Raw genomic sequence first — 10,608 nt, forward strand, 5'->3', positions numbered from 1 at the left:
GGCTTGGTCGGCGATTTTGAATTGGAGGATTTGGGCTTCATCTTCGTTCCTTCGTCACTACGACGAAGCCCAAATCCTCCTTAAATCACAACCTCAAATCTGTGCCATAGGCGCTGACGGGGGACAATGAGTATGCAGATGGGCTCGACGGTGGACTACCTCGATCCAGCCTCAAACGGACGCCCAAGTAAGACGCGGTAGCGCGTGACCTGCTACGGGTCTTTCATTCAGCCACGACCACGCACGCCATCCGAGCAGCAATAATGAGGGCCCGCCGCCCCTTTTACAATTCAGTCGATCTGATCCGTCCAGACTCCGAAGCCGGTCAGGGTGTTCGTGCCAAAGGAATGGATCAGCGGCACATCGGCAGCATCGCGCCCCCGGGCGACGAGCACGCGGCCGATGCGGGGGGTGTTGTTGCGCGGATCGAAGACCCACCAACGGCCATCGAGCCAGACTTCCATCCAGGCTGCGAAATCCCCCGGCGGGTAGGGTGGTGGCATCCCGATGTCGCCCAGATATCCGGTGCAGTAGCGCGCAGGAATATTCATGCAGCGGCAGAATGCAATCGCCAGATGCGCATAGTCGCGGCATACGCCCTGCGCCTCGACATAGGCCTGCGCGGCACTGCGTGTCGCGCGCGCGGCCATGTAGTCGAACCGGATATGGCGATGTACGAAATCGCAGATCGCCTGCACCCGGGCGCTTCCGGGAGGCGTGTGCTCGAACAGGCGCCACGCGGCGTCGGACAGAACATCCGTCTCGCAGTAGCGGCTGCCAAGCAGGTAGGTGAGCGTCTCGTCCGGAAGGAGCTCGATCGAGCTCTGACCGCCTTCGGGCGGTTGAGCTTCCGGCAGGCCGCTGTCCCTGATCACCCCTTCGGCGCCGATGCTGAAATCGCCCTGTGGCGCGACAAACCGGGTGCACCAGTTGCCGAACCCATCGCGATAGGCGCACAGCGGCACCGGCGGCCAGGTGCGCACGTGGTCAGGGGCCTCCAGATCGCCTGCGCGCGAGAAATGAACGTTCAAAAGGGCGATCATCGGGGTCGACTGCGGCAGGCTGAGGTTGAACCGGCAACCGAGCTTGATCCGGATGTAATTGGGCGACATCTCAGACCTCGCAGATCGTGAAAATGCAAGACGGGCGGTTCGGGCCGTTCGCGACCGACCTCATTGCTTTCTGCTATCGAAACGAGACCAAGCCTTGCGCCGCTCGGCTCTTTCAGGCGCGTAAGAGGTGTCGAAAATCGACTTGCGCTCAGGCGGATACGGGGTGTCGGGCTTTTGCGAAGTGACTGTCTCGGGGCGCTCAGCCTCCATCGGCCTTGGCTCGTCGGTTTCGGGAGATTTCATCGTGCGGCATCCTTTCTGGCAACACGTTCAATCTGGGTCTGATGACACGTCGCACGAGCGGATGGCGCCGTCGCGATCAGGCCTTCGGCCAGCAGGTCATGAAGATTAGATGCACCGGGACGACTGCCCGGTTCCCCGATTGGCGCCACGGCGACCGCGGAGGTCGATGTTCGACTCCGGGATGAACACTGCAGGAGCTCATGATAGGGGGAAGTTCTCCCGATTGCGAGCCCCACGATGGTAGAAGCGCGCGAAACCGGCCGCGAGACGGCAGAAGTGACCCTTGCAGAGCGAAACTCCCTGGCGTCATGCGAAATAATCTCCTTTGGCCGGAATGGGTTTCCGGAACCTAGGGTCAGGACTCATAACCGGAACATGACCGTTGCGGCGAGGGCGACGGCCGAGAGAAAGCCCTTCTGGCATCTGTCGTAGCGGGTCGCCACCCGCCGCCAATCCTTTGGCCTGCCGAACATGATCTTGATCCGGTTGCGGCGTTTCTAGCGGCGCCTGTCGTATTTGACGGGCTTGCTGCGGGACTTCCGGCCCGGGATGCAGGGTCTGATCCCCCGTCTTTTAAGGCTTCGCGGAACCGATCCGCACCATAGAGGATATCCAAGGCAAGCGCCTGCGCCTTTCAGGCCTTGAGCAGGGGCGACTGCTGAGCGAGCTTGGCGGTAGCCAGGCGTCGATGGCTGGCGGCGAGATCTATCAGGCTCTTGAGCGTGGGGTGATCGAAGGTGCTGAATTCTCGACTCCGAACGTGGACTGGTCGGGCGGCTTCCAGCAGGTCACCAACTATTGGGCGACGCCGGGTTGGCACCAGTCGGCCTCGATCTTTGGCGTGATGATCAGCAAGCAGGCTTGGGATGCGCTGAGCCCCGAGACGCAGGAAAAGTTGGAGATCGCGGCGGATGCGACGCTGCTGTGGTCGCTCTCGTTTACCGAACGCCGGGCAAATGACGCCTACAAGCAGTTTAGGGACGCGAACGAGATCACCCGGATGGACGCCGCCGCCTTCGAGCAGATCCAGACGATGGCCAACTCCGTGATCGAACAGGTCGCCTCCGAGCCCTTCGCGCTCGGCCGCAACCCGAATGGCCCGGATATCGAAAAGATCCGCGCCTGCGCCAGTAACTAAACCCATGGGCTTCTGGCCCGACCAAAGGGAAGGGGCAGCTCTTTGGTTGCCCCTTTCGCGTTTTGCTCGGTGGCGCGGTGTTGCCTTCTGAGGCTCGAGGGTATTTTCAGACAAACTTGGTTCAAGGCGGGGCAGGGCGCCGCCTGTCGTCTTTCTATGGCCCAACTCAGCCATTGCGCTCTTACAGGACAAGCCCCGAAATGGTCCGCTTGGCGGCGATGATGTATGTTCGGTATTGTCAGGGGAACTCGGTATGAGGCGTGGCTGGAGGCCGAAGTAGCCGCCGGCCATCCCTAAACGATCTACTTTGCGGTATTTCAAGATGTCGCTTGGAGTCATTCGCCTGACGGTAATGTTGTACATCTGGTTCCCTCTTTCCTTGCGCAACGTCGAGGATCTGCTGGACAAGCGGGGCATCGCGATTAGCCACGCGACATGCGGTTCTTTTGGAACCGCTTCGGCCCGATGTTCGCCGCGAAAATCCGAACGCGTCGCGTTTCGGGGATGCGGTCGAGCTAATGGCGCTGGCATCTCGACGAGGTGTTCGTGAAGATCAACGACGAGTGGCACTAACTTTGGTGCGCGGTGGATCACGAAGGCGAGCAGCTCGAGAGTTCCTTTACAAAGACGCGGGACTAGAAGGCTGCATTGAAATTCTTCAAGAAATCGAGGAAGCGGCGCGGCCATCCCAATGAAATTGTACCGACCGTCTACGTTTCTATGGCGCCGCGCTAGGTGAGTTTGGCGCCTGTGACAGCCACAAAGCTGGCCGATAGTTTAGTATCTGGGCTTAGAATTCGCATCAGCTATTTCGAAATCGAGAGCGGACGATGCTCCGCTTCCGGTACATGCCAACACTCAAGAAATTTGCTGCCGTCCATGACCTGGTCTGGAAGCTCTTCAACACAGAGTGCAGCCTCTCGTTCGGCGCTATCTACAAGCTGAACCGTGCCGCCGCTCTCGCCGAGTGGCGTGGCCTTTGCACCGGATAAGGGCCGGCGTCACAGTCCTTGTAGAGACGAGTTCGAATTGGTCTGCCAGCGCCGTGATCGTCACTGTTCGTTCGCCATCAGGGTGTCTGTGGTCATACGCCGCGCTTGTTGCCCCAGACCAGCATATGTAACTGCGGCAGGACATGCGGAGCAAACCAGCCATCGCCGGTCACTTTTTCGATCAGCCACAGCAGTCGATCGATCGCCGCTTGCAAGTCAACCGGTTGATCCGGATCTACTTCGGGGTTGCCGGGCTGAAGGTAGAGCGGCAGGTTCGGATAGCGTTCCTCTGCTGCTTTCGCCCATGCGTAATCCGTTTCGTCGAAGATCACGATCTTCATCACGACCAAATTGCAGCCCTTGGCGTTTTCAAGGCAACGGTCGAACTTCCGCCAGTCGGTCTCCTCGCCACTCGACGGCGGCTTTGGGCTGAGCACCAGCGTCTCGAGCTCGGCAAACCAAGGTTGTGCGACAGAGCCTTGCGTTTCACAGGCAAAGTCGTAGCCCTCTTGCTTGCCAAGTTCGATGAGGAGGCCGAAGTCCTGGATCGCTGGGTTGCCGCCCGAGATCGAGACGGTCAGCGGCCTGCCACTTGAAAGACGGCGGACCTCGGCCATGATGTCTTCGGCGCTCATCTCGGCCCAATCATGGCGGAAGGCGCTGTCCACGGCGTGCATCGAATCGCACCACGCGCAGCGATAGTCACAACCGCCCGCCCGTACGAAGACGGTCGGCTTGCCGATCAGGGCGCCTTCGCCTTGGATCGTCGGGCCGAAAATCTCCGAAATCCGCAGTTTCATGGCCGATACTCCGCCCAGGTCTTCGGTGTTTCGGAAATCCGCACCGCCACCGTCTCGGGCCACCGCGCCTGGCACCAGTCGAAGAAGTGCTTGGCCATGTTCTCCGCGGTCGTGGGCACGTTGAGAACGTCGTTCAGGTGGCGATGGTCGAAGACCTCATCGATGTAGATCTTGAGCGGCCTCAACTCGTGATAATCGCGCACGAAACCATCGGCGTTCAACTCTTTCGCGGCGAGTTCGACCACCACTATGTAGTTATGCCCGTGCAGTCGGGCGCATTGGTGGTCCGCTGGCAAGTGGGCAAGCTGGTGTGACGCGGAGAAGTGGAATTCCTTGGAGATACGGAACATCAGCGTGCCCCCTTTTCTGCGATCGCCTGACGCCAGAAGTCCGGATCGGTATAGACGGTAGGATCCGGAATGTCCGCCAAGTGAAAGGCCTCGCGGCGTTCCACGCAGGTGCCGCAGCGCCCGCAATGCGTCTCACCTCCCTTGTAACAGGACCATGTCTGGGCAAACGGTGTGCCATGCTCTGTGCCCGATTTGACGATGTCTGCCTTGGTCCCATGCAGGAAAGGGGTCCAGAGGGAGACATCCGCATAGCCGTCGAGGGCGGCACGTTGCATCTGGTCAAACGCCTCGGCAAAGGCGGGGCGGCAATCGGGATAGATGAAGTGATCGCCGCCATGCACGGCAGTCGCCACTGCCTCGTCGCCGTTGGCAGCGGCGATACCATAAGCGATGGTCAGCATGATGGCATTCCGGTTCGGTACGACCGTGATCTTCATGGTCTCTTCGGCATAGTGGCCATCAGGCACATCAATGTTGTCGGTAAGCGCAGAACCGGTGAGCGCGGCCCCGATGGCGCGCAAGTCGATCAGGTGGTGGGGAACACCGAGCCGCATTGCTGCAGCCTCGGCAAACGCAAGTTCCTTGCGGTGACGCTGGCCGTAGTCGAACGAGACCAGACGGGTAAGTGATTGGGTCTCGGCCGCGAGGTGTGCAAGCGACACGGAGTCAAGTCCGCCTGAGCAGACGACGAGAGTTTTCATGTTTCAGTCCTTGTTTTGATAACCGGGTAGGCTGCGACCGGTGAGACGCGCATATAGATTGAGGAGTTGGCCAGTTCAATGAAGGTTTAGGCGGATGTCGACTTCAACGGAAATTTTTGGCGCCATCGTGCCTCAGAGCCATGATAGGGGCGTTGACCCCGGCGCATGACAAGCCGAAGCTGGCCGAGTTGCTCAGCGCAAGGCGGACACGTAGAGCCGGGGGGGGGCTGTGGAATGTCAAGATCCAACGAAATTAAGAAAATTCAGACGCAAGGCGTTCACCACATCACGATCATCGGAGCCGATCGCCAGACGTCTATCAATTTCTGGGAAGGTGTTCTGGGCATGCCGCTGATCTTCGATCAGCCGAACCTCGACAACCAAAATGAGGGGCATCTGTATTTCGATCCTGGTGATGGCCGGCTGATCACGATCTTCACCAACGAAGAACGTAAGCCAGACGATACGCCCGTGCCAGAGGCGACCGGCTCGTTGCACCACCTCGCACTCAATGTTAGTCAGGCCACCTTCTGGCAGGTGGCCGCGCGTCTAGATGCACGAGGAGTGAAGCACTCCGGGCCGGTGGACCGCGGTTTCATGGATTCAATCTATTTCCGCGATCCGCTGGGGCTGCGGCTCGAGCTTGCAAGTTACAGGTTCGTTCCTCCCGAAGGCTGCCGCCACGCTGACGTGATGATCGAGGCCCACAAAATCCGCGTGGCGCGTGGCGATCACCATATTGATCGCGAGCATTTGGCAGATGCAATCGCGTTGCTTGTCGAGCGTCGGCAGAGCTCGCTGTCAGAAGACCGATCCCCGCACAAGTCGTATTGAGGGGGCCTTGTCAGAGGGAATCCCGTTGTGGGTCATGTCAGAGCAGCTTGGCTTGCGGCCGGGCAGAGGGCTAGGTAGCGTTTTGGGATGACCAAACGCGACCTGTTCAAATACTTCAAGACCAGCCGGGAGATCATCCGCCTGGCGGTGATGCTCTACGTTCGTTTTCCGCTGTCGCTCCGAAATGTCGAGGATCTACTGCACGAACGCGGCATCGAGATTAGCCATGAATCTGTACGGTTCCGGTGGAACAGGTTTGGCCCGATGTTTGCCGCCGAGATCCGCAAGAAACGTGCCTAGCCGCTGCGCTCCGGGCCGCAGTGGCGCTGGCATATGGACGAGGTATTCGTGAAGATCAACGGCGAGCGCCACTACCTCTGGCGGGCGGTCGATCACGAAGGCGAGGTGCTTGAGAGCTTCGTGGCGAAGACCGGGGACAAGAGGGCAGAATTGAAATTCTTGAAGAAATCTCTGAGGAGATACGGTTCAGTCAATGAATTCGTCACCGACTGTTTGCACTCCTATGGGGCCGCTCTGGGTGATCTTGGTATCCGCGAGCGCCAGCAAACCGGCTAGTGGATGAATAACCGAGCGGAGCAATCGCATCTGCCATTCCGAAGACGGGAGCGGGCGATGCTCCGATTCCGACGGATGCGAATGCTACAGAAATTTGTTGCCGTCCACACCTCGGTCTTCAACCATCTCAACTCGGAGCGCAGTTTCTACTCGACGGCAAATTTCAAGCTGAACCGCGCCGCCGCTCTCGCCGAGTGGCGCCGGCTTGGCGCGGCATAAGGGGCTGGCTTACTGTCCATTCGGAGACTGGTTCGAATTTGTCTGGCAGCACTATATGGCCCTCCCAAGACCCTCAACAACCGTTGGAAGCGGTGGAGCGACAAAGGGGTCTTCGCTCGAAAGATGGATGGGGTCGCCGCCGAGGCCGCAGTTCCGAAGACAATCATGATTGTCTTCCGATCTGAAGCCTTCGCAGCCAGTCCCTCGAAGATCCTGGCGAACACGCCCATCTCGCTCCAGCGTTTCCAACAGTTGTAGAGCGTCTTCGGCGGGCCCTACACGGTCGGCGCGTCGCACCACCGCGAACCATTGCGATTGAAGAAGATTATCCCGCTCAACACGTGCCGGTCATCGACGCGCGGCTTGCCGTGGCTCTTGGGCAAGAAGGACTCGAGCCGCGCCATTTGCGCGTCCGTCAGCCAGAAAAGACTGCTCATCATGACCCCTTCAGTTCAGGAGCGTGAATCACGCCAGCAGAGAATCCGCAAGCCGATTAATGGGTCCTGACCCTAGGGTCAGCGCTTATTCTCGGGTCATAGCCAGAACATGACGGTAGCGGCGAGGGCGACGGCAGAGAGGAACACCTTGGGGCATCGGTCGTAACGGGTGGCAATCCTGCGCCAGTCCTTCAGTCGGCCGAACATGATCTCGATCCTGTTGCGGCGTTTGCAGCGGCGTATGTCAATGTTGATGGGCTTGCCGCGCGATTTCCAGCCCGGGATGCAGGGCTTTATCCCCCCGTCTTTCAACGCGTCTAGGAACCAGTCGGCATCATAGCCACGGTCGGCCAGCAGCCACTCTGCTTTTGGCAAGCTGCCTAGCAGGGCGGCTGCGCCGGTGTGGTCACTGACCTGGCCTACGATCATGAGTTTGAGGGACGAGGAAATGATCCGGGGGATCATTTCCCCCGAAAACGCGGATCGGGCGCACTTCGGCATCGGCGACGGCATGCAACTTGGTGTTCATGCCGCCCTTCGTTCGGCCGATCAGTCGGCCACTTTGGTCGTTGGGTCCCCCATTCTCGACCGCAGGCTGGTCGCCGTGCGGTGCGCCTTCAGATAAGTCGCGTCGATCATCACCATCTTCGGAACTGCAGCCTCGGCGGCGAGCCCATCCATCATTCGAGCGAAGACCCCTTTGTCGCTCCACCGCTTCCAGCGGTTGCAAAGGGTCTTGGAAGGCCATACTCCTTTGGCGCATCTCGCCACCGCAAACCATCGCGATTGATGAAGATTATCCCACTCAGCACCCGCCGGTCATCGACGCGCGGCTTACCATGGCTCTTGGGCAAGAAGGACCTGAGCCGCGCCATTTGCGCGTCCGTCAGCCAGAAAAGATTGCTCATCGATCCGCCTCCTTGCGGAGGCTGAATCACGCCGAAGGCCGAAGATCATTGGGCCTGACCCGAGGCAGAGCACGGCCAGAAACCCGATTGAGTTTGTCGAAATCTTCTGGGCTTGTTTCTGACATGCCGGATGCCAAGTCTTTGATATTTCATAAAATCGCAAAGCAGATCTTACGACCCTACAACAGTTAATATCTCCCTACCTTCTGCTTGGCGCCTTCCCCAAGAAACCTAGCCGGATAATCTCTGCATTGTAGACCCAGCCCATTTGATAGTCGCAAAGCATCGCTCGGAGCCGTACAAAGGCAGGTACATTTTGGTCGTCTCCCCAAATCTTCACAAAGTTCCTGATCGAAGGTAACAGGTACTTGAGCCGCGGCATCCGTTTTAACAAAGGTCGGTTAGACTTCGCGGCAAAACGTGCACCGGCAATTCGCCTAACCTTGCCGGCACAATCTGAATGAGTTTCCCTTGCAGGGTGTCGTACTGTCATAGCATCTTCGAACACGATCGGTACATTTTCGACGGTAGCACGGCGATTCCATTCCAAATCACCGCCAGAGAACCTATCCTCTCTGAAGAGGCCGACACGCCCAAAAACGCTCTTCCTGACAGCAAGGTTTGCAGTTGCAGCGTGCCCTCGTGCAACATATTCATCTTGGCGCAAGTTAGAGACACGGTCGTACACGCTCCAACCGTTCCATTTTGATTTGAGCGGAACAACATCAATTTTGCCTGCCACCCTCTCGCAGCCTTGCTCTTTCAAGAACCGTGCGAGTCCAGCTGAGAGCCAGCTTTTCGATGGCAGACAGTCACTATCAGTGAAAAATATGAACTCCCCTCGGGCTTCTTTGATCGCGGTATTTCTCGCAGCGTAAGAGCCAGGCTTTGGTTCCCAGACGACACGTGTGTTCCGTGTCAAAGCCAGGTTCTCTGGCAGACGCTGCTCACGATTGTTGTCTGCAACAATGATTTCGTAGTCGGATTCATCGAGGTCTTGGAGAGCCAGCGCCTCCAGGCAGTTATTAAGCCCGTCCCAGTCTTCGAATGTAGGAATGATGACCGATATAGTAGGGTTCATAGTAGCAAGACCAACTTCAGTACCCACTTTTTGAAGAGCCATCGTACCCGAAATCCATCCAACGCGCGCCCCGCAACATTAAGAGCAATTGCGTCGGAAGCTGATTCAAATCTTGGCAGAGCCGCTTCGCTCTGGAAATCAATGACTTGTTTTGCTTCCTGCGCTCTGAAATCAAGTCTGATGGCGATTCAACTTCATCTCTCTGCCGCGCGAGAGCCGGCCTAACAACTGCAACGTTCAAGTCGGCGAAAACGGGAGACACATTTGGGCTAAACAGGAAGTGGTCTATCGGCATATCAATCAGCCCGCGATAATTGCTTACAATTCGCGCTCCATCCTGCGTGATCAAATAGCATGCAGCACCGGCTGTCCGGGAATGCAGACGATGTAAAGCTCTGCCCGCAAGGGTTGCGTTCTCAAGTTCTGGGCCAAGCAATCGTTTGGATGACGGTCTACCGTACTTTTCGAACTGTACGACATTCACTCCTTCTGGAAGCCAATCCATCGACGCGAGATATGGCACGAGATCGGGAGATAGTTCAGCATCATCCTGTAAAATCAATGCGGCGGGTCTGTCCTCGTCAATTATGCGGCGGTAAACTGCGAGATTAGTCAGAGCGCAGCACTGGCTTCCTCTACCCATCTGAATTTTGTGCCCGGATAGCGCGATCCTCTTTCCTAGGACCTGCTCGTCAATGGTCTCCATGTCAAAGGCTGATACCCTCATCCACGGTAGATCCAGGTTTCTCAACTGATCAGCCAAGACAGCAAGCCGATCTGGGCGTCGGTCCAAATTGATTACAAAGATTGGGATCAACAGCCGAGCCTCCACACGTCTGATTATTGATGGTTGGCGACCCTAAGATAGTTCGCCTAACCGAGGCATCCAAACGAAGAATAGGAGAACCAGCCTCATTTTCTTCACCAAGAACGAACCAATACGCAACCTGCCTGGTAGCCGATCAAGAACGCACCCGAGAAGGCAATACCTGCGAGTCTGTTTCTCATGCGCCTCAACCTATCTGCAGTAACCTGTATTGCCATCTCCGTCTTGCGGCAAGCTTTTGAGCAGGAAACCCGACGATCGTTCCTAGGCTCAGGCCTCATAACCAAAACAGCACGGTAGCGGCGAGAGCGACAGCTGAGAGAAAGACCTTCGGACATCTGTCGTAGCGTGTCGCTACGCGTCGCCAGTCCTTGAGCCTGCCGAACATGAT

8 protein-coding genes and 7 pseudogenes are annotated in these 10,608 nt (G+C 57.8%); 4 read left to right on the forward strand and 11 right to left on the reverse strand.

Annotation, left to right across the window (positions count from 1 at the left end; translation table 11 throughout):
- Nucleotides 1-290: 290 nt before the first annotated feature.
- From LZA78_RS17270 to LZA78_RS17280, 3 genes and pseudogenes are all read right to left on the reverse strand, one after another.
- On the reverse strand, nucleotides 291-1,097 hold the full coding sequence (locus LZA78_RS17270; RefSeq protein ID WP_438811094.1) for a transglutaminase-like domain-containing protein: 807 nt from the start codon (nucleotides 1,095-1,097) through the stop codon (nucleotides 291-293).
- Nucleotides 1,098-1,172: 75 nt separating this feature from the next.
- Nucleotides 1,173-1,355 (reverse strand): hypothetical protein, encoded by a 183-nt coding sequence (locus tag LZA78_RS17275; protein WP_233678139.1) that lies wholly within the window; start codon nucleotides 1,353-1,355, stop codon nucleotides 1,173-1,175.
- A 362-nt stretch (nucleotides 1,356-1,717) separates the two neighbouring features.
- Nucleotides 1,718-1,962, reverse strand: a pseudogene (locus tag LZA78_RS17280) (transposase); the annotation flags it as partial.
- On the opposite strand from LZA78_RS17280, the pseudogene LZA78_RS17285 reads away from it, so the two are divergent.
- Both LZA78_RS17285 and LZA78_RS17290 read left to right on the forward strand, forming a co-directional pair.
- Nucleotides 1,942-2,493: pseudogene (locus LZA78_RS17285) on the forward strand (type 2 periplasmic-binding domain-containing protein); the annotation flags it as partial. The pseudogenes LZA78_RS17280 and LZA78_RS17285 overlap by 21 nt on opposite strands.
- A 289-nt stretch (nucleotides 2,494-2,782) precedes the next feature.
- Nucleotides 2,783-3,485 (forward strand): annotated as a pseudogene (locus tag LZA78_RS17290) (IS6 family transposase).
- Between the two features lie 92 nt (nucleotides 3,486-3,577).
- Here LZA78_RS17290 and queE read toward each other — a convergent pair.
- Genes queE through queC form a run of 3 tightly spaced genes read right to left on the reverse strand, consistent with a single transcriptional unit; the run spans nucleotide 3,578 to nucleotide 5,336 of the window.
- Complete coding sequence (gene queE, locus LZA78_RS17295) at nucleotides 3,578-4,285, reverse strand: 7-carboxy-7-deazaguanine synthase QueE (protein ID WP_233678140.1); 708 nt, start codon at nucleotides 4,283-4,285, stop codon at nucleotides 3,578-3,580.
- Nucleotides 4,282-4,635, reverse strand: a complete 354-nt coding sequence (queD, locus tag LZA78_RS17300) for a 6-carboxytetrahydropterin synthase QueD (protein ID WP_233678141.1) — start codon at nucleotides 4,633-4,635, stop codon at nucleotides 4,282-4,284. Before queD ends, queE begins: the two co-directional genes overlap by 4 nt.
- Entirely contained in the window at nucleotides 4,635-5,336 is a 702-nt protein-coding gene (gene queC, locus LZA78_RS17305) for a 7-cyano-7-deazaguanine synthase QueC (protein WP_233678142.1), read from the reverse strand. The genes queD and queC overlap by 1 nt, the downstream gene beginning before the upstream one ends.
- A gap of 252 nt (nucleotides 5,337-5,588) precedes the next feature.
- Between queC and LZA78_RS17310 the strand changes: the two genes are divergently transcribed.
- Together LZA78_RS17310 and LZA78_RS17315 are read left to right on the forward strand one after the other, a co-directional pair.
- Nucleotides 5,589-6,170, forward strand: a complete 582-nt coding sequence (locus LZA78_RS17310) for a VOC family protein (RefSeq protein WP_233678146.1) — start codon at nucleotides 5,589-5,591, stop codon at nucleotides 6,168-6,170.
- A gap of 87 nt (nucleotides 6,171-6,257) precedes the next feature.
- Nucleotides 6,258-6,965 (forward strand): annotated as a pseudogene (locus tag LZA78_RS17315) (IS6 family transposase).
- 161 nt (nucleotides 6,966-7,126) lie between these two features.
- Here the strand turns inward: LZA78_RS17315 and LZA78_RS17325 are convergent.
- The 5 genes and pseudogenes from LZA78_RS17325 to LZA78_RS17345 form a co-directional block, all read right to left on the reverse strand.
- A pseudogene (locus LZA78_RS17325) lies at nucleotides 7,127-7,402 on the reverse strand (transposase); the annotation flags it as partial.
- A gap of 96 nt (nucleotides 7,403-7,498) precedes the next feature.
- Nucleotides 7,499-8,310: pseudogene (locus LZA78_RS17330) on the reverse strand (IS5 family transposase).
- Between the two features lie 199 nt (nucleotides 8,311-8,509).
- Complete coding sequence (locus LZA78_RS17335) at nucleotides 8,510-9,433, reverse strand: glycosyltransferase family 2 protein (RefSeq protein WP_233678143.1); 924 nt, start codon at nucleotides 9,431-9,433, stop codon at nucleotides 8,510-8,512.
- Nucleotides 9,408-10,223, reverse strand: coding sequence for a glycosyltransferase family 25 protein (locus tag LZA78_RS17340; RefSeq protein ID WP_233678144.1), 816 nt, complete (start codon nucleotides 10,221-10,223; stop codon nucleotides 9,408-9,410). Before LZA78_RS17340 ends, LZA78_RS17335 begins: the two co-directional genes overlap by 26 nt.
- A 271-nt stretch (nucleotides 10,224-10,494) precedes the next feature.
- Nucleotides 10,495-10,608, reverse strand: a pseudogene (locus LZA78_RS17345) (IS5/IS1182 family transposase); the annotation flags it as partial.

Origin of the sequence: Rhodobacter flavimaris, from assembly GCF_021378075.1 — a bacterium.
Taxonomy (GTDB): Bacteria; Pseudomonadota; Alphaproteobacteria; order Rhodobacterales; family Rhodobacteraceae; genus Rhodobacter; species Rhodobacter flavimaris.